24 protein-coding genes are annotated in these 23623 nt (G+C 59.3%); 11 read left to right on the forward strand and 13 right to left on the reverse strand.

The features are described from left to right. Positions 1–15 precede the first annotated feature (15 nt). From rodA to B195_RS02975, 8 genes are all read left to right on the forward strand, one after another. Positions 16–1119 carry a rod shape-determining protein RodA gene (gene rodA, locus B195_RS02940; protein ID WP_165439601.1) on the forward strand — a complete coding sequence of 368 codons (1104 nt, stop codon included), beginning with the start codon at positions 16–18 and terminating at the stop codon, positions 1117–1119. Positions 1120–1124: 5 nt separating this feature from the next. Further along, positions 1125–2147: a lytic murein transglycosylase B gene (gene mltB, locus B195_RS02945; protein ID WP_177413000.1), complete on the forward strand. Its 1023-nt coding sequence runs from the start codon at positions 1125–1127 to the stop codon at positions 2145–2147. Beyond that, entirely contained in the window at positions 2147–3133 is a 987-nt protein-coding gene (locus B195_RS02950; protein WP_003444183.1) for a septal ring lytic transglycosylase RlpA family protein, read from the forward strand. Before mltB ends, B195_RS02950 begins: the two co-directional genes overlap by 1 nt. A gap of 175 nt (positions 3134–3308) precedes the next feature. Further along, positions 3309–4466: a D-alanyl-D-alanine carboxypeptidase family protein gene (locus tag B195_RS02955; protein WP_003444180.1), complete on the forward strand. Its 1158-nt coding sequence runs from the start codon at positions 3309–3311 to the stop codon at positions 4464–4466. A 78-nt stretch (positions 4467–4544) separates the two neighbouring features. Continuing rightward, entirely contained in the window at positions 4545–4820 is a 276-nt protein-coding gene (locus tag B195_RS02960; protein WP_003444178.1) for a DUF493 domain-containing protein, read from the forward strand. After that, the gene (lipB, locus tag B195_RS02965) at positions 4820–5467 is read left to right on the forward strand and encodes a lipoyl(octanoyl) transferase LipB (RefSeq protein WP_003444175.1); all 648 of its coding nucleotides are present in this window, start codon (positions 4820–4822) and stop codon (positions 5465–5467) included. Before B195_RS02960 ends, lipB begins: the two co-directional genes overlap by 1 nt. A 1-nt stretch (position 5468) precedes the next feature. Beyond that, complete coding sequence (gene lipA, locus B195_RS02970) at positions 5469–6509, forward strand: lipoyl synthase (RefSeq protein WP_003444173.1); 1041 nt, start codon at positions 5469–5471, stop codon at positions 6507–6509. Between the two features lie 4 nt (positions 6510–6513). Then, the gene (locus tag B195_RS02975; protein ID WP_003444170.1) at positions 6514–7458 is read left to right on the forward strand and encodes an LD-carboxypeptidase; all 945 of its coding nucleotides are present in this window, start codon (positions 6514–6516) and stop codon (positions 7456–7458) included. 17 nt (positions 7459–7475) lie between these two features. On the opposite strand, the gene B195_RS02980 is transcribed toward B195_RS02975, so the two are convergent. The 5 genes from B195_RS02980 to leuS form a co-directional block, all read right to left on the reverse strand. Continuing rightward, positions 7476–8786 (reverse strand): lytic murein transglycosylase, encoded by a 1311-nt coding sequence (locus B195_RS02980; RefSeq protein WP_003444168.1) that lies wholly within the window; start codon positions 8784–8786, stop codon positions 7476–7478. Between the two features lie 50 nt (positions 8787–8836). Continuing rightward, positions 8837–8986, reverse strand: a complete 150-nt coding sequence (gene arfA / locus B195_RS02985) for an alternative ribosome rescue factor ArfA (protein ID WP_003444166.1) — start codon at positions 8984–8986, stop codon at positions 8837–8839. A 90-nt stretch (positions 8987–9076) separates the two neighbouring features. Further along, positions 9077–10114 carry a DNA polymerase III subunit delta gene (gene holA / locus B195_RS02990; protein WP_003444164.1) on the reverse strand — a complete coding sequence of 346 codons (1038 nt, stop codon included), beginning with the start codon at positions 10112–10114 and terminating at the stop codon, positions 9077–9079. Between the two features lie 43 nt (positions 10115–10157). Continuing rightward, on the reverse strand, positions 10158–10763 hold the full coding sequence (gene lptE, locus B195_RS02995; protein WP_003444161.1) for an LPS assembly lipoprotein LptE: 606 nt from the start codon (positions 10761–10763) through the stop codon (positions 10158–10160). Between the two features lie 90 nt (positions 10764–10853). Next, the gene (gene leuS, locus B195_RS03000) at positions 10854–13460 is read right to left on the reverse strand and encodes a leucine--tRNA ligase (RefSeq protein WP_003444158.1); all 2607 of its coding nucleotides are present in this window, start codon (positions 13458–13460) and stop codon (positions 10854–10856) included. A 233-nt stretch (positions 13461–13693) separates the two neighbouring features. On the opposite strand from leuS, the gene B195_RS03005 reads away from it, so the two are divergent. Continuing rightward, on the forward strand, positions 13694–13981 hold the full coding sequence (locus tag B195_RS03005) for a hypothetical protein (RefSeq protein WP_003444155.1): 288 nt from the start codon (positions 13694–13696) through the stop codon (positions 13979–13981). 151 nt (positions 13982–14132) lie between these two features. After that, positions 14133–14894, forward strand: a complete 762-nt coding sequence (locus B195_RS03010) for a YdcF family protein (protein WP_003444153.1) — start codon at positions 14133–14135, stop codon at positions 14892–14894. Positions 14895–15022: 128 nt separating this feature from the next. Here the strand turns inward: B195_RS03010 and lnt are convergent, their stop codons facing one another. The 5 genes from lnt to miaB form a co-directional block, all read right to left on the reverse strand. Next, positions 15023–16546, reverse strand: coding sequence for an apolipoprotein N-acyltransferase (gene lnt, locus B195_RS03015; protein ID WP_003444151.1), 1524 nt, complete (start codon positions 16544–16546; stop codon positions 15023–15025). A 21-nt stretch (positions 16547–16567) separates the two neighbouring features. Continuing rightward, positions 16568–17407, reverse strand: a complete 840-nt coding sequence (locus tag B195_RS03020) for an HlyC/CorC family transporter (RefSeq protein ID WP_003444149.1) — start codon at positions 17405–17407, stop codon at positions 16568–16570. 38 nt (positions 17408–17445) lie between these two features. Beyond that, positions 17446–17907: an rRNA maturation RNase YbeY gene (gene ybeY, locus B195_RS03025; protein WP_003444147.1), complete on the reverse strand. Its 462-nt coding sequence runs from the start codon at positions 17905–17907 to the stop codon at positions 17446–17448. Continuing rightward, positions 17900–18919, reverse strand: a complete 1020-nt coding sequence (locus tag B195_RS03030; protein ID WP_003444145.1) for a PhoH family protein — start codon at positions 18917–18919, stop codon at positions 17900–17902. Before B195_RS03030 ends, ybeY begins: the two co-directional genes overlap by 8 nt. A gap of 164 nt (positions 18920–19083) precedes the next feature. Continuing rightward, positions 19084–20412 carry a tRNA (N6-isopentenyl adenosine(37)-C2)-methylthiotransferase MiaB gene (gene miaB / locus B195_RS03035; protein ID WP_003444143.1) on the reverse strand — a complete coding sequence of 443 codons (1329 nt, stop codon included), beginning with the start codon at positions 20410–20412 and terminating at the stop codon, positions 19084–19086. 120 nt (positions 20413–20532) lie between these two features. Here miaB and B195_RS03040 point away from each other — a divergent pair, with 120 nt between their 5' ends. Then, positions 20533–20859, forward strand: coding sequence for a DUF1820 family protein (locus B195_RS03040; RefSeq protein WP_003444141.1), 327 nt, complete (start codon positions 20533–20535; stop codon positions 20857–20859). 41 nt (positions 20860–20900) lie between these two features. Here B195_RS03040 and B195_RS03045 read toward each other — a convergent pair whose 3' ends face one another. The 3 genes from B195_RS03045 to thiE all read right to left on the reverse strand — a co-directional run bounded on the left by B195_RS03045 (position 20901) and on the right by thiE (position 23611). Beyond that, on the reverse strand, positions 20901–21449 hold the full coding sequence (locus tag B195_RS03045; protein WP_003444140.1) for a tetratricopeptide repeat protein: 549 nt from the start codon (positions 21447–21449) through the stop codon (positions 20901–20903). A gap of 223 nt (positions 21450–21672) precedes the next feature. After that, the gene (gene hemL, locus B195_RS03050; protein ID WP_003444137.1) at positions 21673–22956 is read right to left on the reverse strand and encodes a glutamate-1-semialdehyde 2,1-aminomutase; all 1284 of its coding nucleotides are present in this window, start codon (positions 22954–22956) and stop codon (positions 21673–21675) included. A 31-nt stretch (positions 22957–22987) separates the two neighbouring features. Continuing rightward, on the reverse strand, positions 22988–23611 hold the full coding sequence (gene thiE, locus B195_RS03055; protein WP_003444135.1) for a thiamine phosphate synthase: 624 nt from the start codon (positions 23609–23611) through the stop codon (positions 22988–22990). Positions 23612–23623 lie beyond the last annotated feature (12 nt).

The following is a 23623-nucleotide window of genomic DNA, read 5'->3' on the forward strand; positions in this document are numbered from 1 at the left end:
TCCAGTGAGGACGTGATGCGTCGACGTGCCACGCTGCTGCAGCGTTTGCATATCGATGGTCCGCTGCTGATTCTGCTCCTGACCCTGGCTGCGGGCAGTCTGTTTGTACTCTATTCGGCCAGCGGTAAAAGCTGGGACTTGCTGAGCAAACAGGCAACATCCTTCGGCATCGGCCTGGTGTCGATGTTTATCATCGCCCAGCTCGAACCCCGCTTTATGGCGCGCTGGGTGCCGGTGGGCTACCTGGTCGGGGTGATGCTGCTGGTGGTGGTGGATGTCATGGGCCACAACGCCATGGGCGCTACGCGCTGGATCAACATACCGGGGGTCATTCGCTTCCAGCCCTCGGAGTTCATGAAGATTCTGATGCCGGCGACCATCGCCTGGTATCTGTCCAAGCGCACGCTACCGCCACAACTCAAACACGTGGCAGTCAGTTTGCTGCTGATCGGCATTCCCTTTGGTCTGATCGTGCGTCAGCCCGACCTTGGCACCGCGCTGCTGGTTCTGGCGGGCGGCGCGTTCGTGCTGTTTATGGGTGGTTTGCGCTGGCGCTGGATTATCAGCGTGTTGGCGGCGGCCGTGCCGGTGGCAATTGCCATGTGGTTTTTCATCATGCATGACTACCAGAAGCAGCGAATCCTGACCTTTCTCGATCCTGAGAGCGATCCGCTGGGCACGGGCTGGAACATTATCCAGTCCAAGGCTGCCATCGGTTCGGGCGGGGTATTCGGCAAGGGCTGGCTGCTGGGCACCCAGTCGCACCTGGATTTTCTGCCTGAGAGTCACACCGACTTCATCATTGCGGTGATGGGGGAGGAGTTCGGTCTGGTGGGTATCTGTGCGCTGTTGTTGATCTACCTGTTGTTGATTGGTCGGGGCCTGGTGATTACCGCCCAGGCACAGACGCTGTTCGGCAAATTGCTGGCGGGCAGCCTGACCATGACGTTTTTTGTTTATGTTTTCGTCAACATCGGTATGGTCAGTGGCCTGTTACCGGTGGTGGGCGTGCCATTGCCGTTCATTAGTTACGGCGGAACTTCGCTCGTGACGCTGCTGTCAGCGTTTGGGGTTTTGATGTCGATCCACACTCATCGCAAGTGGATCGCACAAGTTTGATTAAGGTGAAGAATTCAATGCAAGTAATGCGTGGCTGGGCCGCTCGATACGCGTCCTGGATGGGCCTGCTGGGTCTGTTCGGGGCAGCGCAGGGCGCGGTGGCCGGCGACTATGAAGGCTCGCCCCAGGTGGCTGAGTTTGTCGGTGAAATGACTCGCGATTACGGGTTTGCCGGCGAGCAGCTGATGGCCGTGTTCCGTGATGCCGAGCGCAAGCAAAGCATCCTCGATGCGATCTCGCGTCCGGCGGAGCGGGTCAAACAGTGGAAGGAATACCGCCCGATCTTTATCTCTGACGCCCGCGTGGCCCGGGGTGTGGATTTCTGGCGTGAGCACGAAGCCGTGCTGGCCCGTGCCGAAAAGGAGTATGGGGTTCCGGCCCAGGTCATTGTGTCGATTATCGGTGTCGAAACCTTTTACGGGCGCAACACCGGTAGCTATCGGGTGATTGATGCGCTGTCGACCCTGGGTTTTGACTACCCGCCGCGCGCCGAGTTTTTCCGCAAGGAGTTGCGTGAATTTCTGCTGCTGACCCGCGAAGAACAAGTCGATCCGTTGAGCCTCAAGGGCTCTTATGCCGGGGCCATGGGGTTGCCGCAGTTCATGCCGAGCAGCTTTCGTGCCTACGCAGTGGACTTCGACGGCGATGGCCACATTAATATCTGGAGCAATCCGGACGACGCCATCGGCAGTGTTGCCAGTTACTTCAAGCGTCACGGCTGGGTGGCCGGTGAACCGGTGGTGGTGCGTGCCGACGTACAGGGCGACAGGGCAGATGAAGGCTTGACCCAGGGCATCGAACCGGTCAAAACCGTCGGGGAGTTGCGAGCGCTGGGCTGGTCGGGTCATGATGCGCTGCCGGACGACCTGCCGGTCACGGCGTTCCGTCTTGAAGGCGTCAATGGCCCTGAATACTGGATGGGCCTGAAGAATTTTTATGCGATCACGCGCTATAACCGCAGCGTGATGTACGCCATGGCAGTGCATCAACTGTCCGACTTGCTGGTTCAAGCACGGGGCAACAAGTAATGCCGTTTCTAGCAATCCGCACACCTCTTAAACTCGCAACCTGCGCCGCTATTGCGCTGCTGGTGGTGAGCTGCACCAGCAGTCGTCCGAACAGCCCGCAAAAGCCGACGGCCGTTGTTTCCAAACCGGGGCTGGACATCAACCGTGCCCACAAGGACGGCGCGCCGTGGTGGGACGTCGATGTTTCGCGCATCCCGGACGCGACGCCGACCCTGCACTCCGGTCCTTACAAGGCCGCGCCGTACTCGGTGCTGGGCAAGACCTACTTCCCGATGCAAGAGTCCAAGACCTACGTGGCCTCGGGCACGGCGTCCTGGTACGGCACCAAGTTCCATGGCCAGAACACCGCCAATGGCGAGGTTTATGACCTGTACGGCATGAGCGCGGCGCACAAGACCCTGCCACTGCCCAGCTATGTCAAGGTAACCAACCTGGATAACGGCAAGGCCGTGGTATTGCGGGTCAACGACCGTGGCCCGTTTTATTCGGACCGCATCATCGACCTGTCCTACGCAGCCGCCAAGAAACTGGGCTATGCCGAAACCGGCACCGCACGGGTCAAGGTTGAAGGCATTGACCCGCAAGCCTGGTGGGCGCAACGTGGGCGCCCGGCGCCATTGATGCTCAATGAGCCGAAAGTGGCCCAGAACACCGCCCCGACAGTGACGACCGGCAAGGTCGAGCAATGGACGCCGCCAGCCCAGCAGCATGCCGCCGATGTCGTGCCGGTCAGCCCTATGGTCAAAGGCCAGGGCACGTATTTGCAGGTTGGCGCTTTTGCCAATCCGGATGCCGCCGAGTTGCTTCGTTCCAAACTCAGTGGCATGGTCAGCGCTCCCGTGTTCATCAGCTCGGTTGTGCGTAATCAACAAACCTTGCACCGCGTTCGCATGGGGCCGATTGCCTCGGTAAATGAAGTGCAGCAGACACAAAACAGCGTGCGACTGGCCAATTTGGGCCAGCCGAGCGTTGTGACCGATCAGTAACACCGGTTAAAGCGTTGTGCCTCCAGGCCTGGGGGCGCAAACGCAGTTGCAAGGGCCAAGAACAAAAGCCCTTCGAGGGGCAGGTTTGCAACTGAATACGCGACAGCCAGTCAAACGGCTGTCAGAACAGTTTTGCCCGCGAGGGTAAGTTTCCATTAACAATTTCGAGAGACGGATGAACATCACCACCTTTGCCAAACGCCTGTGCCTGCTTGTCCCGCTGATCATCACCCCGGCTGCCTGGGCAGTCGAGATGATGCCGTCGCCGCCACAACTGGCTGCCAAGGCCTATGTCCTGATGGATGCCAACAGCGGTAACGTGCTGGTTGAAAACAACGGCGACCAGCGTCTGCCGCCGGCCAGCCTGACCAAGCTGATGACCGCTTACATCGCGACCCTGGAAATCCGTCGCGGCCAGATCGGCGAGAACGATCCGGTAACTGTCAGCGAGAACGCCTGGCGCACCGGTGGTTCGCGGATGTTCATCAAGGTAGGTACCCAGGTTTCGGTCAGCGACCTGCTGCACGGGATCATCATCCAGTCGGGTAACGATGCCAGCGTAGCCCTGGCCGAGCACATTGCCGGCAGCGAAGATGCGTTCGCCGACATGATGAACAAGACCGCCGGTGAGTTGGGCATGACCAACAGCCACTTCATGAACCCGACCGGCCTGCCGAACCCGGATCACTATTCGTCTGCCCACGACATGTCGTTGCTGGCACGCGCGATCATCCACGAAGATCCGACTCACTACGCGATCTACTCGCAGAAAGAGTTCTTCTGGAACGGTATCAAGCAGCCTAACCGCAACCTGTTGCTGTGGCGCGACAAGACCGTTGATGGTCTGAAAACCGGTCACACCGACGAAGCCGGCTACTGCATGGTGTCTTCGGCTGTTCGCGATGGCATGCGTCTGATTGCTGTGGTATTCGGTACCAACAGCGAAGCGGCACGTGCTGCTGAAACCCAGAAGCTGCTGACCTACGGTTTCCGTTTCTTCGAAACCCAGACCTTCTACCAGAAGGGTGTTGAACTGGCTCAGGCTCCTGTCTGGAAAGGCACCACCAATCAGGTCAAAGCCGGTCTGGCTGAAGATTTGACCCTGACCCTGCCTAAAGGCCAATTGAAAAAGCTGGCTGCAAGCATGACCATGAATCCTCAGCTGATGGCGCCTATTGCCAAAGGTGACGTGATCGGCAAGGTTGAAGTCAAACTTGACGACAAGGTCGTGCACAGCGCTGACCTGATTGCACTTGAGCCTGTCGAGGAAGGTGGTATTTTCCGACGCGTATGGGACAGCATCCGTCTATTCTTTTACGGCTTGTTCAACTGATTGCACTCACCTGTATGACCCCGCGCTTACCCTGCGCGGGGCACGTATGTAGTTCTGGGCTTACGAGGCCGATACGCCATGACCGATACCGAAGTAAAGGCGCCAAAGATCGAATTTCCGAACGTTGATTATCCGGTTAAGGTGATCAGCGACACGGGTGTGGGCAATAAGGACAAGATCATCGATATCGTGAAAAAGCACGCGACGGTAAACGATGATCGTGTTGACGAGCGCCAGAGCACCAATGGCAAGTACACCACGATCCAGTTGCACATCGTTGCGACCGATCAGGACCAGCTGTACAACATCAACAGCGAACTGCGAGCCACCGGCTTCGTGCACATGGTGCTTTGATGTCGCAGGTGCTGGGTATTCGCGAGCTGGGTGTGGCCGACTATGAGTCCACCTGGCTGGCGATGAAGCACTTTACCGACGGTCGCGACAAGCACACGGCGGACGAAGTCTGGCTGGTGCAGCATCCGCCGGTATTTACCCAGGGGCAGGCAGGCAAGGCCGAACATCTGCTGCTGCCGGGGGATATCCCGGTGGTCAAGTCCGACCGCGGTGGCCAGGTGACCTACCACGGTCCCGGGCAGCTGGTCGCATACCTGATGCTCGACGTACGGCGCCTCGGTTTTGGCGTACGTGATCTGGTTACCCGGATCGAGCATTGCCTGATCGACCTGCTCGCCAGCTACGGCGTGACCGCCGCAGCCAAACCTGATGCGCCAGGGGTGTATGTTGAGGGGGCTAAAATCGCCTCCCTGGGCCTGCGAATTCGCAATGGCTGCTCTTTCCACGGCCTGGCACTGAATGTGGACATGGACCTGGAACCGTTTCGACGGATTAACCCCTGTGGCTATGCGGGGCTGGCGATGACCCAGTTGCGTGACCATGCAGGGCCGATTGAATTTGCCGAGGTAGGTGCCCGGCTGCGTACGCAGCTCGTCAAACACCTCGACTATGCTGAGCAGACGACCCTTACGGGCGGAATTGATTGATATGACTACTGCGCAAGACGCTGTTCAAACCCTGATCCCTACGCTGGATATCTCAGAACGTGTGGCCCGTGCGAACGAGGCCCGTTCCAAGGTCGAGACCGGCGTTAAATTGCGCGGTGCCGAGAAGGTTGCGCGTATCCCGGTAAAAATCATTCCGACCACCGAGCTGCCGAAGAAACCGGACTGGATTCGCGTGCGCATCCCGGTCTCGCCGGAGGTCGACCGCATCAAGGCGCTGCTGCGCAAGCACAAGCTGCACAGCGTGTGCGAAGAAGCATCCTGCCCGAACCTGGGCGAATGCTTCTCGGGTGGTACCGCGACCTTCATGATCATGGGTGACATCTGCACCCGTCGCTGCCCGTTCTGCGACGTTGGCCACGGCCGGCCGAAGCCGCTGGACGTGAATGAACCGCAAAGCCTGGCGATTGCCATCGCTGACCTGGGCTTGAAGTACGTGGTGATCACCTCGGTGGACCGTGACGACCTGCGTGATGGCGGTGCCCAGCACTTTGCCGACTGCATCCGCGAAATCCGCAAGTTGTCGCCGAACGTGCTGCTCGAGACCCTGGTGCCCGATTACCGTGGCCGGATGGACGTGGCACTGGAAATCACTGCTGCCGAGCCGCCTGATGTGTTCAACCATAACCTCGAAACCGTGCCGCGCCTGTACAAGGCTGCACGTCCGGGTTCTGACTATCAGTGGTCGCTGACCTTGCTGAAGCGCTTCAAGCAAATGATGCCGCACATCCCGACCAAATCCGGCCTGATGCTGGGTCTGGGCGAGACGGACGAAGAAGTCATTGAAGTGATGAAGCGCATGCGCGAACACGACATCGACATGCTGACCCTGGGCCAGTACCTGCAACCGTCGCGCAGCCACTTGCCGGTACAGCGTTTCGTGCACCCGGACGTATTCGCCTGGTTTGCCGAAGAAGGCTACAAAATGGGCTTCAAAAACGTGGCGTCGGGCCCTCTGGTACGTTCGTCGTACCACGCCGACGAACAGGCCAAGCTGGTCAAGACCATGTTGGTAGGCGCCTGACTCCATGAATAGCCGGCTCACCGCGCAGGTGTCTTACAAGGCCCACAGCGCGGTGCCCGCGCTTCCCACTGGCGGGGTGATCGCCCTGATCGCCCCGGCAGGTCCCGCCGAACTGGATCTCGAACTCGCCACCCAATGGATGGCCGCACGCGGCTATCAGCTTCGGGTATTGCCGGGGGTGTGGGAAAAGGATGGCTATCTTGCAGGTTCAGACGCTGTTCGCTTGCGTGATTTGCACGATGCGTTTGCGGATGAAAGTGTTGATGCCATTTTCTGTTTGCGCGGTGGCTATGGCTGCCCGCGCCTGCTGGCAGGTATCGATTTTGCGTTGCTGCGCCGCAACCCCAAGCCTTTTGTGGGGTACAGCGACATCACCGCGCTGCATCTGGCGATCACCCGTTATGCAGGCTTCGTGACCTTTCACGGGGCAATGCTGAACGCCGATTTGCTGGGTAACAAGCTGGAGCCGACCGAGTCCGGTTTATGGCAGATGTTGAGCGGACAGCGATCGCCCGTCCTGGAGCATCCGCCAGCCTTTGCCCTGACCACCCTGGCCCCGGGCAGTGCCAGCGGCCGCTTGCTGGGCGGCAACCTGTCGATGATCTGCGCCACCATCGGTTCAGCGTTTGAGCTGGACGATGAAGGCATCATTCTGTTTATCGAAGACGTCAACGAGCCTTTGTACCGGGTCGATCGCCTGCTTACGCACTTGCGTCTGGCAGGTAAGCTGAATCGGCTGCGTGGTGTTCTGGTGGGGGATTTCGCCGGGGTTGATAGCGTGGCGCTGCACCGGCTGCTCCAGCAGGAGCTGGGGCCTTTGGGCATACCGGTACTGGCTGGCTGGCGCAGCGGGCATTGCAATCCAAACCTGACGTTGCCACTGGGGGCTCAGGTCAGGCTGGATGCGGACCAACAGCAGTTGGTGCTCGAACAGCCAGTTGTAACCTGACCCTTACCCCTTCGCACCTACTGGCGCAAACTCTCCAGCAACTTGTGACTCGGGTAGCCGTCTGCCGGCCAGCCCAGGGCTTGCTGTGCGCTGCGGATTGCTTTGCGGGTGTTGGCACCAATGATGCCATCGGCATTGCCGGCATCGTAGTTGCGCTGGCTGAGCAGGGTTTGCAGCTCGACACGCTCGGAACGGCTCAGCGGTCGCTCATCTTTTGGCCACTCGCCCAAAATAACCCCGCCGCCGTTGAAGCGCTCGGACAACAGGCCCACGGCCAGTGCATAGGACGATGAGTTGTTGTAGCGCAGAATGGCGCGGAAGTTATCCAGCACCAGGAAGGCCGGGCCCCGGTAACCGGCAGGCAGTAGCAGGGTGGCACTCAGCTGCTCGGAGCCGGCAGGCAAGGTGGCGCTGCCTGTCAGTGAAACGCCCAGTTTCTGCCATTCGCCGACGCTTTTTCTGATCGCGCCATCAGCCAGTGCATAGTCGAAACCGGCGGGCAGTCTGACTTCAAAACCCCAGGGCTGGCCTTGCTTCCAGCCGGAGCTCTGCAAATAGTGGGCGGTCGATGCCAGGGCATCCGCCGAGCTGTTCCAGATATCCCGACGGCCGTCACCATCGAAATCCACTGCGTGGGTTTCATAGGTGGTCGGAATGAACTGGGTCTGGCCCATGGCGCCGGCCCAGGAGCCGAGCATCTTGTCGGGGGTTACATCGCCTTCCTGGATGATCTTCAGTGCGGCGATCAGTTGGCTCTGCGCAAATTCCGGACGGCGACCTTCGTAGGCCAGGGTGGCCAGTGAGCGAATCACTGACTTATTGCCCTGGAACGTACCGAAGTTGCTTTCCATGCCCCATACCGACACCAGGGCCTGGCGATCAACGCCATAACGCTGCTCGATCTGGCTCAGCAGTTCGGCGTTTTGTTCCAGCAGGCGCTGGCCATTACGCACGCGCAACGGCGATAGCGCGCCATCGAGGTATTCCCACACCGGACGGCTGAACTCGGGCTGGCTGCGGTCGGCCTTGATCACGCTCATGTCGGGGGTGAGGCCGCTAAAGGCGTTATCGAACACCTCGGGGCGGATCCCGGCCTTGAGTGCCTGCTCGCGGAAGTTGGCTTGCCACTCGCTGAAGCTTTGGGCGGGGGCAATGACGGGCATGTCGGCGATGGCCACACCAGGGGTCGCCACGGGAGCGGCGGGTGTGACAGGCAGAGGCTGAGCATCGGCTGCGGTGGGCTTTTCTGCGCAGGCGACTAGAAGAATGACGCTGGAAGCAGCGATCAGTTGGCGCATCGGCCAACCACGTTTATGACTTAAGGGCATGCGCAGGTCCAGGTAATGCAAAACAGATGCAGACCTTATCATCCCCGCCGTCAGGCAGCCAGAAAGTAAAAAGCCTCCCGGTCTCTCGACTGGAAGGCTTCGCGGCGGTAGCTGCCTTTGCCTTTGGCGGGGCGTTCCTGGCGGCTGCGGAACAAGGGTTGGGCGACGATGGATTTGGCCTTGTTGGGGCGCTTGCTCATGGCATTTGCTCTCGCTTGGTTTGAACAGACGCAAATCATCGGCCAGATTTTTTGCGTTGTCCAGTACCGTCAAAGCCAGCTGCCGCAGGATTATTCCGCAGGTAGATTCAGTCGTTGCCCACACATCAGCAGTGTTAATCGACTCAGGCTGCTCCAGGCGGACCCGCCTGCCTGCCCCTTGATTTGTGCATCGATGCGTTGCGCGTCCATCAGCAGTTGTGCCCAGCGTTGCGCTGAATAGCGTTGCAGGGCTTTGCTCATCAACGGTTTGCGCTTGTCCCAGACGGGCGGTCGGGCCTGGCTGAAGGCTTTGTCCAGCGGGATGCCCTGGCTGTATTGCAGCGCAATATTGGCCAGCACCCGGAGTTCGCGGGCCAGTGCCCACAAGATGACCGGCGGCTCAACACCCTCGCCGCGCAGGCCTTCGAGCATGCGCAGGGCGTGGGCTGCCTCGCCATTGAGTACGGCATCGACCAGGCCAAACACATCAAACCGCGCGCTGTCAGCCACTGCAGCCTGTACGGTTTCGACGGTGATCTGGCCTTCTTCAGCCATCAGCTTGAGCTTTTCGACTTCTTGCGCGGCTGCCAGCAGGTTGCCTTCGACCCGTGCCGCAATCAGTTCGACAGCGTCCTGGCTGGCGGACAGGCCCGCCTGAGACAAGCGCTGGCGAATCCATTGCGGCAACTGACTGGCATCCACTGGCCAGATCTGTACGAACTGGGTTTGTGGGCCCTCGATCAGTGCTTTGCCCCATTTGGTCTTCTGTGCGCTGCCATCGAGCTTGGGCAGGCTGACGAGCAATAAAGTGTCTTCGGCAGGGCGCGAGCAGTATTCGATCAGGGCAGCTGCGCCTTTGTCTCCGGGCTTGCCCGAAGGCAGGCGTAGTTCCAGCAGACGCTTTTCGGCAAACAGCGACATGCTGGCGCCCGCTTGCAACAACGAACCCCAGTCAAAACTGGCGTCGGCGCTGAAAACCTGGCGCTCATCGAAACCTTGCTGGCGTGCAGCGCTGCGAATGGCATCGGCCGCTTCCTGGCACAGCAGCGGGTCATCGCCGCTGACGATGTAGACCGGGGCAAGGCTGCCTTGCAGGTGTTTGGCGAGTTGGGCGGGGGCGAGTTTCATAGGGGCTTGATAGATAGCGGGGCGCCTGAGCGCCCCGTATGCCTTACTGGTTTTGCAGTTCGAGTGGCGACTGTTGAGGGGTTGCCTCTTGAGCCTTGCGTGCAGCGTCGAGGGCTGCGGCCTCGGCCCGGGCCTTCTCGTCAGCGACCTTTTGCAGATCGGCCAGGCGTTCTGGTGTCAGTTGCTCAAGACGCAGGACCATTTGTTGCACGAGATCGCGGCGCATTTCCTTGCGAGCCATTGCCGCTTCCTGGGCGGAACCGGTGATGTTGCTCGGGTCCTGCAGGTAAATCTTGTGCACTTCTAGCTTGTTGTTGAGCAATGCCAGATTGTTATTACCCTGAATCTCGTAGTTAAGTACGTTCGTCAGTTCATATTCGACCGAGTTACCGGTACCGGCGTAGCTGGCTGCTCGCTGGGATTCTTGTTCGTTGGTCAGTATCAGTTTGTAAGGTGCGCTGGCGGTGATTTTAACGCCGCTGTTTTCCAGCGTCTGGCGCAGCTCGCGCACAGTATCGCCGTAAGCGTTACGCGCGGTGAGATCAAGCTCGGTGATTGTCAGCTGATTGGTGCCGGTACCGCGCAGCTGGAAGCCGCAGGCACTCAACAGAACAGCGAGACCCATCACCAGCAAATTGCGTTTGATCATGTGTAGCTCCCCTTGAAACCAGATAGGCCGACTGAGCGGCCCTGAAGGTTTTATTGGGCGCCCGCACTGGGGGCGGGCGCCTGTTCCAATTTAGCTGGCGACGATATTGACCAGTTTGCCTGGCACAACGATCACTTTGCGGATCGTCAGGCCTTCGGTAAAGCGCAGCACGTTTTCGTTGGTGCGGGCAGCCGCCTCAACGTCTTCACGGCTGGCGCCGGCCGGCATCTCGATATGACCGCGCAATTTGCCATTGACCTGGATAACCAGCTGCAAGGTGTCTTGAACCAGTGCATTTTCGTCCAGCGTCGGCCATGGCGCGTCGATGACTGCACCGGCGTGGCCCAGCTGGTTCCACAGCTCATGGCTGATGTGCGGCGTGATGGGGGCCAGTACCAATGCAACTGTCTCAAGGCCTTCCTGCAGCAAGGCGCGATCCTGTTCGGTGGCTTGGGGTGCTTTTTCGAGCACGTTCATCACGGTCATCACCTGAGCGACTGCAGTGTTGAATTTGTGATGCTGACCGACATCCAGGCTGGCTTGCTTGATGGCCTGGTGGATAGCGCGACGGATTACTTTTTGCCCGTCGTTCAGGGTAGCGATGTCCAGTGCTTGCGGCAGGCCCTGGCCAACGTGGGCGTGAGCCAGGCGCCATACGCGCTTGAGGAAACGGTGTGAACCTTCAACACCCGAATCCGACCACTCCAGGCTGGCGTCAGGCGGCGATGCAAACATCATGAACAGGCGGCAGGTATCGGCGCCGTATTGTTCGATCATGGATTGCGGGTCAACGCCGTTGTTCAGCGACTTGGACATCTTCTGCGTGCCGCCGATTTCCACCGGCAGGCCGTCGCTCTTCAGCGTGGCGCCGATGATCTTGGCCTTGGCGTCACGTTCGATGACAACGTCGTCAGGGTTGAAGAAGTCCTTGCCGCCGTTGTCCAGCGTACGGAAGTAAGTGTCGGCGATCACCATGCCCTGGGTCAGCAGGTTCTTGAACGGCTCGTTGGAGCTCACCAGGCCTTCGTCGCGCATCAGCTTGTGGAAGAAGCGTGCATAAAGCAGGTGCAGGATGGCGTGTTCGATACCGCCAATGTACTGATCAACCGGTAGCCAGTGGTCAGCCGCCGACTTTTCAACCAGGCCGCCTTCATAGTGGGGCGAGGCGTAGCGGGCGTAGTACCACGACGACTCGACGAAGGTGTCCATCGTGTCGGTTTCGCGTTTGGCCGGTGCGCCGCATTTAGGGCAGCTGCACTCGTAGAACTCAGGCATGCGCGCCAATGGCGAGCCGGCGCCATCGGGCACGACGTCTTCCGGCAGCACGACAGGCAACTGGTCTTGTGGTACCGGAACGTCACCGCAGGTATCGCAGTGCACGATCGGGATCGGGCAGCCCCAGTAACGTTGGCGGCTGATGCCCCAGTCGCGCAGGCGGAACTGGGTGCGGGATTGACCCAGGCCTTTGGCGGTCAGGGCCGCTTCCATGGCGTCGAATGCAGCCTGGAAGTCCAGACCGTCGAATTCGCCGGAATTGATCAGGAGGCCGTGTTCGTTATAAGCCGCTTGCCACGGAGCCGGTGTCTCGTCGCCAGCGCTGGTGCGAACAACCGGCTTGATCGGCAAGTTGTACTTGGTGGCGAATTCGAAATCGCGCTCGTCATGTGCCGGAACAGCCATGACTGCGCCATCGCCGTAATGCATCAATACGTAGTTGGCGACCCATACCGGGAGCTTTTCACCGGTCAGCGGGTGCTTGACGAACAGCGGGGTTGGCAGGCCCTTTTTCTCCTGGGTCGCCATGTCGGCTTCGGCAACACTGCCGCCCTTGCATTCAGCGATGAACGCTTGCAGCTCGGGATTGCCTTGTGCAGCCTGGGTCGCCAGCGGGTGCTCGGCAGCCACGGCCACGTAAGTCGCGCCCATCAGGGTGTCTGGACGGGTGGTGAAAACTTTGAGCGTACCCGCTTCGCCGATGGAGTCGACGTCGTAGGGGAACTGCACTTCCATGCCGCGGGATTTGCCAATCCAGTTGCGCTGCATGGTTTTGACCTGCTCCGGCCAGCCGGGCATGTCATCGAGGCCTTCAAGCAGTTCATCTGCGTAGGCAGTGATCTTGAAGTAGTACATCGGGATTTCGCGCTTCTCGATCACCGCGCCGGAACGCCAGCCGCGGCCGTCGATCACTTGCTCGTTGGCCAGAACGGTCTGGTCAACCGGGTCCCAGTTCACGGTGCCGTTTTTACGATAGATCACGCCTTTTTCGAACAGGCGAGTGAACAGCCATTGTTCCCAGCGGTAGTAATCGGGCTTGCAGGTAGTGATTTCCCGGGACCAGTCCACAGCCAGGCCGAGACTGCGCAGCTGGGTTTTCATGTAGGCAATGTTTTCGTAGGTCCACTTGGCCGGCGCGACGTTGTTCTTCATCGCGGCGTTTTCGGCAGGCATGCCGAAGGCGTCCCAGCCCATGGGCTGCAGGACGTTTTTGCCAAGCATGCGCTGGTAACGGGAGATCACGTCACCGATGGTGTAGTTACGCACATGCCCCATGTGTAGCTTGCCGCTTGGGTACGGGAACATCGATAGGCAGTAGTAGGTTTCCTTGCCTAGATCTTCGCTGACTTCGAAGGACTTTTGGTTGTCCCAGAATGATTGGGCGGCGGCTTCTATTTCACGGGGCTGATATTGTTCGTGCATGGCTACTTGTACTAATAAAGGGTGGCCTAATCCTCTTCAACTTATACCGGCTATTGTGTTGCCCGGTCAGGTTGGAGCAGGGGTTACAGGAAGTCCCGTAGCATACATGACCCCACTCTATCGAGGGAAACCCTGATTGCCTCATCACTCCGTTGGTCGCAGCAGCACGCTGGTTTTTGAAGCGCAGCTAAACTCTGCGAGGGGAAGAACTATTTCCTTAATGAGGTGAACGGATGGCAGAGACGCAACGCAAAGCTATAAAAACGCAGGTGTATGAGCGGCTGATTGATCGTTTGAGTGTGGCTCTTGATTCAGCAAACACGGCAGTTCGATTACGAGACGAACGTCCTGTCGAGCTGGAACTGCGTGGTTTGAGTCGTGCCGAGTTGGAGTTGATCAACGTCTATTTGAACCGGATCGGGCGTGAGGCTGATGGACGCTCGCAAGGCAGCATGAACGAACGGGATACCCGCCCCAAGGCCAAGGTCATCTGGCTGAAGGACAGGGTACAGGGAGTATAGGGGCACTCGGCGTTTCGGCCGGCCCATGATGCAAACTGTGTCACGACACAGGTACCCTCGGTATGACGTAACAGGTGTTTGAGTTTTTGACCTGCCCTGTTGATGCGTCGCTTTAACCCCCTTAGGCTTCGGGCATCTGTGGAGATGCCCGATGCCTATTCGATATTTCGTTAAACAACTTCTTTTACCCCCCGGAATTCTCTTGCTGTTGTTGCTGCTCGCCTGGTGGCTACGTAGCACCCGTCCGCGGCTGGCCGCCGTGCTGTTTGCATTGGGGGTAGGCGGTTTGTGGCTGATGAGTTTGCCGGTGGTCGTGCAATGGGGCGCCCGCGCGATCGAACGTGAGCCGGCATTGGCCCCCAGCGAATGGTCGACCCTGGCCGGGCGTGCGGATGCCATTGTGGTGCTCGGCTCCGGACGCGAGCGGGGTGACCCTGCATGGGGCAGCGACCAGCCCACGGCAATGGGCCTGGAGCGCCAGCGTTATGCCGCCCGGCTGGCCAAGGCTTCGGGTTTGCCGGTATTGACCACGGGTGGCCTGCATTACGGCACACCGCCCAGTGAGGCACAGATGATGGCGGACTCGTTGCGCGATGATTTCGGGGTGCAAGTACGCTGGAAGGAAGAGCAAAGCCGGACCACGTGGGAAAACGCACAGATGACGGCCGACATCCTTCTGGCGCAAGGCATCAAGCGGGTAGTGGTGGTCACCCAGGCCTGGCATATGCCGCGTTCGGTGTGGAGTTTTCAACAGGCAGGGTTTGAGGTAGTGCCGGCCCCGGTCGGTTTCTTCAGCGCTGATAGCGAGAGACCGCTGGGTGGCTGGGTGCCAGAGTACAAATCGTTCTGGCAGTCCGGGCTGTTGCTTAATGAAGCGGTGGGGCAGATTGCCTACCCCTGGTTGTATCGCTGACTGCACAGTGCTTTTTTGTAGGAGCTGGCTTGGCAGCGTGCAGGAAGTTCGATTTATCCTGCTGGCTGTGGCGAGTCCATCGCTGACAAGCCGGCTCCCACAATATTCCTTTTAGCTGTGCATGCGCATCACACCGTCTTGGCAATCCGGCTGGTGATCAGTGCCCAGCCTAACAACAGGCCGCACAAAATGATCAGTGGCCATGAGCGCCATTGCAGATAAGGCGTGAGGTTGTGCATCGGCACCACTTCGCCGTACATGATGCCGCGCTCGAATTGCGGAATTTGTGTGGTGATTTGCCCGTTCGGGTCAATAAGTGCAGTGACACCATTGTTGGTTGCCCGAATCATCCAGCGCCCGGCTTCAAGCGCGCGCATTTGCGCCATCTGCAGATGTTGCAGCGGGCCAATAGAGGTGCCGAACCAGGTGTCGTTGCTGATGGTCAACAAAATATCGCTCTGGGCGGCAAGGCCGGCCACGAATTCCGGGTACACCACTTCATAGCAAATCAGCGGCGCGATCTGATAGCCCTTGGCTTGCAGCATGGCCTGGTCGGCCGGGCCCCGAGCAAAGTCGGACATCGGCAGATCAAAGAACGCAATGACCCCGCGCAGCACGTCCTGAAGCGGAACGTATTCGCCAAACGGCACCAGCTTCTGCTTCAGATAGCTGCCATCCCCCTCGCCAACGGCGGTGATGCCATTGAAATAGCGCGATTCATGGCGCACTTCCTGGCGAATCGGCACGCCGGTAATCAGCGCTGAATTCCGCTCGGCAGCAAAGCGGCTCATCATGCTCAGGAAGCCTTCGGCGTTCTCCTTGAGCACCGGGACCGCTGTTTCTGGCCAGATAATCAGGTCGGCCCGTTTAGAGCTGAATGTCATGTCGCGGTACAGCGCCAGCTGTGCATCAAGCTGTGCCGGGTCCCATTTCATGCTTTGTTCGATGTTGCCCTGAATCGCCGCAACACTTAGCGGGTCACCCGAGGGGCTGGTCCAGGCGTGATGCTTGAGCGCCATGCCGATGCCCCACGGACCGATCAGCAGCGCGGCGCCGGCAACCACAAAGGCTTTGTTTTTGGCCTTGATCAGGCGTGGCAGGTTGCACAACAAGGCTGCGGTCAGTGCCAGAGTGAAGGAAATCAGCCACATGCCTCCCAGCGGGGCAAGCCCGGCCAGAGGTCCGTCAAGTTGGCTGTAACCCGAATAGAGCCAGGGGAAACCGGTGAGGAACCAGCCGCGAAAGGCTTCCTGGACCACCCACAGCGCCGCAAACGCCAGCGTGTCCGCCAGTGGAGCTTCATTGCGCCGGATCCAGCGTGCCCAGATCCAGGCTGGCAGGGCGAAGAACCAGGCAATTGCCGCCGTAAAGGCCAGCATCAACAGTCCCGCCAGCAGCACGGATGCGCCACCAAAGTGGTGAATGCTGTAGTAAATCCAGCTGGTGCCGGCGCCGAAGAGGCCAAAGCCATAACACCAGCCACGGCCCAGCGCCTGTTTTGGCGACAGGTCGCGCAGACCGAGATAGAACAAGGCCAGGGCTACCAGTGCCAGTGGCCAGATATCGAAGGGGGCCAACGCCAGGGTTGTCAGTGCGCCGGCCACCACGGCCAGCAAGTTACCGGGCCAGCCGGGGGGTGTTATCCAGCGCATTTCAATCCTTAGGGTTTGGGTTTAGCGGGCAATAGGCGTCAGACGAATCAAATGAATCCGGCGGCTGTCAGCATTCAGGATGCGGAAGCGGTAAGGACCTATTTCAGTGATTTCGTTGCGTTTTGGCAAGTGCCCGAATGCACTCATGACCAGGCCGCCCACGGTATCGAATTCATCGTCGGAGAATTCGCTGTCGAAGAACTCGTTGAAGTTCTCGATGGGGGTCAGGGCCTTGATCAGGAAGTCGCCGCTGGGCAGCGGTTTGATATAGCTGTCTTCTTCAACATCGTGCTCGTCTTCGATATCGCCGACGATTTGCTCCAGCACGTCTTCAATCGTCACCAGACCGGCCACACCGCCGTATTCGTCAATCACGATGGCCATGTGGTTATGGTTGGCGCGGAACTCGCGCAACAGTACGTTAAGGCGCTTGGACTCAGGGACAAAGGTCGCCGGACGCAGCAAATCCTTGATGTTGTACTTGTCGCCGTTCTCTTGAAGGATCAGCGGCAGCAGGTCTTTGGCCAGGAGGACGCCCAGGACGTCGTCGTGACTTTCGCCGATCACCGGGTAGCGCGAGTGCGCCGCATCGATGATCGCCGGGAGAAACTCGCGGGGTGTCTGGGTCGCCTTGATGCTGATCATCTGCGAGCGCGGAACCATGATGTCCCGTACCTGCAGGTCAGCCACCTGGATGGCGCCTTCGACGATGGCCAGTGCTTCACTGTCCAGCAGTTTGTTCTGGTGTGCTTCGCGCAGCAGCTCAAGCAGCTCCTGGCGGTTTTTCGGCTCATGGGCAAAGGCCTGGGTCAGTTTACCTAACCATGACTTTTGCCCGTTGCTCGATCGGTCTTCGCTCATAGCGATTTACTCGTATCCCTTGGTAGTTTTAGTGGGTGTTAATCAGCTTCGTCGTCTGCATAGGGGTCAGGGTGACCCAGCTCTGCAAGCAACGTTCGTTCCAGCGCTTCCATCTCTTCGGCTTCTTCATCTTCTATATGGTCGTAACCCAGAAGATGCAAGCAGCCGTGAATCACCAGGTGAGCCCAGTGGGCGTCCAGCGCCTTGCCTTGCTCTGCCGCTTCGCGCTCAACCACCGCAACACAAATCACCAGATCACCGAGTAACGGAATATCCAGGAATTCGTCTGGCACGTCGGCCGGGAAGGACAGAACGTTGGTTGCGTAGTCTTTCTGGCGCCAGGTGCGATTGAGTTCACGGCCTTCGGCTTCGTCGACCAGGCGAATGGTCATTTCCGAGTCGGCAGTACGTTGGCGCAAAGCCAGTTCGCACCATTGGCGGAACCGGGCTTCGTCGGGGGCAGGCGCATCAGTGGCCCGTTGCAGGTCAAGCTCAAGCATCGCGGCGGTAATCCTTTGCAGCGGGCAGTGCGGCCAGCTTGTCTGCAGCTTCCTGTTCATAGCGCCCGTAGGCTTCTACGATGCGCTGCACCAGAGGATGGCGCACGACATCTTTGGACTGGAAGTGGGTGAAACTGATGCCCGGTACATCCTTGAGCACTTCGATGACATGGTTGAGCCCGGACTTGGTGCCTTTTGGCAGGTCAATCTGGGTGATGTCACCGGTGATCACGGCGGTAGAGCCGAAGCCGATACGGGTCAGGAACATTTTCATTTGCTCGACGGTGGTGTTCTGGCTTTCGTCGAGAATGATGAAGCTGTTGTTCAGCGTGCGACCGCGCATATAGGCTAGGGGCGCCACTTCAATGACCTGGCGTTCGATCAGCTTGGCCACATATTCAAAGCCCAGCATCTCGTACAGCGCGTCATACAACGGGCGCAGATACGGGTCGATTTTTTGCGACAGGTCGCCGGGCAGGAAGCCGAGCTTTTCGCCCGCTTCGACCGCCGGGCGCACCAGCAGGATGCGGCGGATTTGCTCGCGCTCCAGAGCATCCACGGCACAGGCCACGGCCAGGTAGGTCTTGCCGGTACCGGCCGGGCCAATGCCGAAGTTGATGTCGTTGCCCAGGATTTCTTTGACGTAGCGCTGCTGGTTGATGCCGCGAGGGCGAATCATGCCCTTTTTGGTGCGCAAAGCGATGCTGGCTTCAGCCACCGGGTTGCTGTCCAGGTCTTCTACTGCTGATTCTTGCAGGAACAGATGCACCATGTCCGGCGAAAGCTCGGAAGCCTTGGTTTCGCGGTACAGGCGGCGCAGCAGGTTTTCTGCGGAGGAGGTCAGTTTGGGGTCGCCGATCAATTCGAATTGATTGCCGCGATTGCGGATTTCGATCGTGAGACGTTGTTCGATCAAGCGCAAATGCTCGTCGAATTGTCCGCACAGATTGGCGAAGCGGCGAGCCTCAAAAGGCTCAAGGAGAAAACGATGTGGTTCGATGGGTGCGTTCAAGGTCGTATTTAGCCGCCCTTAGGCAATTGAGATGAGTTGAAGGATAACGCTAGCAGACCTCGTACGAAAGGACTTCGCTAAATGTTTGACCTTCACTGCAGGAGCGAGCTTGCTTGCGAGCTTTTGAAAGCCAGCAGCTCGCTCCTGCAATATGGAAGGGTTGCTTAATTCAGCAGCGAGCCCCGCAGCGAGTGCGGCTGGGCGGCATCGATGTGTACGTCGGCAAATTGCCCGATCAGTTGCGGGTTGTCGCAGCGGAAGTTGACGATACGGTTGTTCTCGGTTCGGCCTTGCAGTTCACCGGGGTCTTTCTTCGAGTAGTCGGTGACCAGGATCCGCTGGGTTGAACCCACCATCTGTCGGCTGATCTCGAAACCCTGCTGATTCAGGCGATGCTGCAGCGCGTTCAGACGCTCTTTTTTACGCTCCTCCGGCGTCTCGTCAGCCAGGTCAGCCGCCGGAGTGCCGGGGCGCTGGCTATAGACAAAGGAGTAAGAGAAGTCGAAGCCGACGTCTTCGATCAGCTTCATGGTCTGTTCGAAGTCTTTTTCGGTTTCGCCGGGGAAGCCGACAATAAAGTCAGAGCTGATGCAGATGCCCGGTACCGCAGCGCGTAACTTGCGCAGCTTGGACTTGTACTCCAGCGCCGTATGGTTGCGCTTCATCGCAGAGAGAATGCGGTCCGATCCCGACTGCACCGGCAAGTGCAGGTGTTTCACCAGTTCCGGTACCTCGGCGTGGGCCTGGATCAGGCTGTCGGAGAACTCCAGCGGGTGCGAGGTGGTGTAACGAATGCGCTCGATGCCGTCGATCGCCGCCACTACGCGAATCAGTTCGGCAAGGTCCGCCAGGCGGCCGCCTTCGGTCAGGCCGCGATAGCCATTAACGTTCTGACCCAGCAGGGTCACTTCACGTACGCCGTTTTCAGCCAGGTGCAGGACTTCGGCCAGCACGTCGTCGAACGGGCGGCTGACTTCTTCGCCGCGGGTGTAGGGCACCACACAGAACGTGCAGTACTTGCTGCAGCCTTCCATCACCGAGACGTAGGCGCTCGGGCCGTCGATGCGGGGCTCCGGCAGGTGGTCAAACTTTTCTATTTCCGGGAACGAAACATCGACCTGCGGCAGCTTGGTGAGGCGTGCGGCGTCGATCATTTCAGGCAGGCGGTGCAAGGTCTGCGGGCCGAAAACCACGTCGACATAGGGGGCGCGATCACGGATCGCCGCGCCTTCCTGGCTGGCGACACAACCGCCCACGGCAATCACCATGTCGGGATTGGCCAGTTTCAACTCGCGCCAGCGGCCCAGCTGCGAATACACGCGGTCCTGGGCCCGTTCCCGGATCGAGCAGGTGTTAAGCAGGATGACATCAGCGTCTTCAGCGCGCGCTGTGACTTCCAGGGCCTGATGTTCACCCAGCAGGTCGACCATGCGCGAGCTGTCGTACTCATTCATCTGGCAACCGTGGGTTTCGATGTAAAGCTTCTTGGCCATGGGTGTTCATCAAGTGATTCAAAGAACCGCACATTATAGGGGGCATGGCCGCTGCTTCCTAGGGTGGCTATGCTATAGTTTGCGCCCTCTTTTTTATCCTTAGATGTTTACCCGCCCACCATGACCAAACGTGAAGCTCCAATCTACAAGGTGATTTTCCTCAACCAGGGCCAGGTGTTCGAAATGTACGCCAAGCAGATCTATCAAAGTGATCTGTGGGGTTTCCTGGAAGTAGAGGAATTCGTCTTCGGGGAGCGTACGCAAATGGTCGTCGATCCGAGCGAAGAAAAGCTCAAGGCTCAGTTTGAAGGTGTTGTGCGCAGCTTTGTGCCAATGCACTCGATTGTGCGCATCGACGAGGTTGAGCGCCTGGGTACGCCAAAGATCAGCGAAGCACGTGGCATGAGCAACGTGATGCCGTTTCCGTTTCCGATGCCGGAGAAGTAGGGCTCAGGAACCTGTGCCGGCCCTGGAGTGTTGCGGGCAGGTCAGGGTAGCGGTGAGAACGGCGAGCGTCCGTCCGCCGATTGCAGTTCCAGCAAGTACTTGCGGAAAATCTGTCCCAGCACCTGGGTCGCGGTTTCGAGTTGGTCGCGGGGCATTTGCTCCGCCACCAGGTCGGCAGTGTCCAGTGCATCTTCGGCGCCATTGACGGCCGCCATTTTCAGCACGATATACGCCTGAATGTTATTGGCCGGTACGCCTTCGCCCTTGTAGAACATGGTGCCGAGCTGGAACTGGGCCATGGCGTGGCCTTGCAGCGACGCTTGCTCGAAGTAGCTCAGAGCCTTGTTGAGGTCGCGCGGGGTGTTTTTACCGTCGTAATAGAACTCGCCTAACTCGTATTCGGCTTCTGCATCCCCGTCTTTTGCCGCAGCTTCGCATGCAGCCAATGCCTCAGCCAGGTCTTCTGGTTGAGTATTCAGGGTGCAGCGACCCATTGCTGGGATCAACAACGAGTTACCGCCTGCCTGGACAAGCAGCGGCTGTAGGAGCAACAGGCAGCCCAGAGCAAGGGCGCGGCCGGTGCGGTTCATGGGAATCGACGTACCTCTGAAAGGCGGGCAAGCCCGGCCATGGGATGTATAGGCGCGCATTATGAAATAAGCGGAGGCAACCTTACAAAGTCTTTACTCGTTTTTCTGCTGCCTGAGCGCGATATCCATTGATTTAAGACGATTTTGGACAGGCGGCATAAACGAATGAGCCATAACCGGGATAAAAAACCGGCAAGGGGCTAAACCCTGCCGGTTTTGCGGGTTACTTCAGCGCGGCAAATGCGCGTTCCGCAGCATCCAGTGTCAGTTGCAACTCGGCATCGCCATGGGCGATCGAGGTGAAACCTGCTTCAAAGGCACTCGGCGCCAGGTACACGCCCCCTTCGAGCATCAGGTGGAAGAAGCGTTTGAACAGGTCGGCATCGCTGGCCATGACGTCTTCGAAGGTGACGATGTCATCGGCGCTGCTGAAGTACAGGCCAAACATGCCTCCGGCCTGGGTTGTAACAAATGGAATGCCGGCGGCATCGGCACGTTGCTGCAAGCCGTCGAGCAGGCGGGTGGTGTAGTCGCTCAGCTCGGCGTGGAAGCCCGGACGGCTGATCAGGCGCAGCGTGGTCAGGCCCGCAGCCATGGCCAGCGGGTTTCCGGACAGGGTGCCGGCCTGGTACACCGGGCCCAGTGGCGCGATGTGCTGCATGATTTCGCGTTTGCCGCCGAAGCAGCCTACTGGCATGCCGCCACCAATGATTTTGCCAAAGGTGCTCAGGTCCGGGGTTACGCCGTAATGGGCTTGGGCACCGCCCAGGGCGACGCGGAAACCGGTCATCACTTCGTCAAAAATCAATACCACGCCGTGTTTGTCACACAGGCTGCGCAAACCTTGCAGGAAGCCCGGAGCAGGTGGCACGCAGTTCATGTTGCCGGCCACCGGCTCGACAATGATGCAGGCCACGGTGTCGCCGACTTCGCTCAGCAGCTGTTCAACCGCGTCGATATCGTTGAAGGCAGTGGTCAGGGTGTGTTTGGCGAAGTCTGCAGGAACCCCGGCCGAACTCGGTACGCCTTGGGTCAGTGCGCCGGAACCGGCCTTGACCAGCAAGCTGTCCGAGTGCCCGTGATAGCAGCCTTCAAACTTGAGAATGTTGTCGCGACCGGTAAAGCCACGGGCCAGACGAATGGCACTCATGGTGGCTTCGGTGCCGGAGCTGACCATGCGCACCATTTCCATCGACGGCACAATCGAGCACACCAGATCGGCCATTTCGGTTTCCATGGCCGTCGGAGCGCCGTAGGACAAACCGTGCTCCAGTTGCGCCCGTACCGCATCCAGCACGTCCGGGTGGCTGTGGCCCAGAATCATCGGGCCCCACGAGCCGACGTAATCCACGTAGCGCTTGTTGTCTTCGTCGGTGACGTAGGCGCCTTCGGCGTGCTTGAAGAACAACGGAGTGCCGCCCACGCTTTTGAATGCACGGACAGGCGAGTTAACGCCGCCCGGAATGTGTTTTTGGGCGTTGGCAAACAGGGTTTCGGAACGAGACATGATGGGCTCTCTCTGAATCAGGATTCGGTATTTAAATGCGTAGCAAAGCGTTGAAGGCGCGAGCGCGGCGGGTCACTTCCCGGGTGCTGTCAGCACCAAACAGGCCGTGTACCACTGCCAGCAAATTGGCGCCGTGTTCCACCAATGGCGCTGCGTTATCCAGGGTGATGCCGCCAATCACACAAATCGGCAGGGCCAGTCGCGAGCGTGCCTGATCAAGCACGTCCAGGGTCGCGGTGGGAGCCCCGGGTTTGGTGCTGGAATTGAAGAAGCGGCCGAAGGCGACATAACTCGCGCCTTCCCCGGCGGCCTGCTCGGCCAGTTCAACCTGACTGTGGCAAGTGGCGCCAATGATCGCCTGTCGGCCCAGCAGGGCGCGGGCGGGTGTCAGCGGGCCATCGGTCTGTCCGAGGTGCACGCCGACGCCAAGGCGCGCCGCCAGCTCGGCATCATCATTGATGACCAGGTGCGCCTTGTAGCGCTCACACAAAGTGCGCAAGGCCTCGGCTTCGCGAAGGCGGCGGGCGTCGTCGCTGCTTTTGTCGCGATATTGCAACAGCGTCAGGCCGCCATCGAGGGCCGCCTCGACAAAAGGCAGCAGCTTGCCAGCCAGCAGCTGGCTGTCAGTGATTGCATACAGGCCGCGCAGGGTCATAGGTCGAGCCTC

The sequence above is a fragment of the Pseudomonas sp. Lz4W genome, assembly GCF_000346225.2.
GTDB classification, from domain to species: Bacteria; Pseudomonadota; Gammaproteobacteria; order Pseudomonadales; family Pseudomonadaceae; genus Aquipseudomonas; species Aquipseudomonas paraversuta.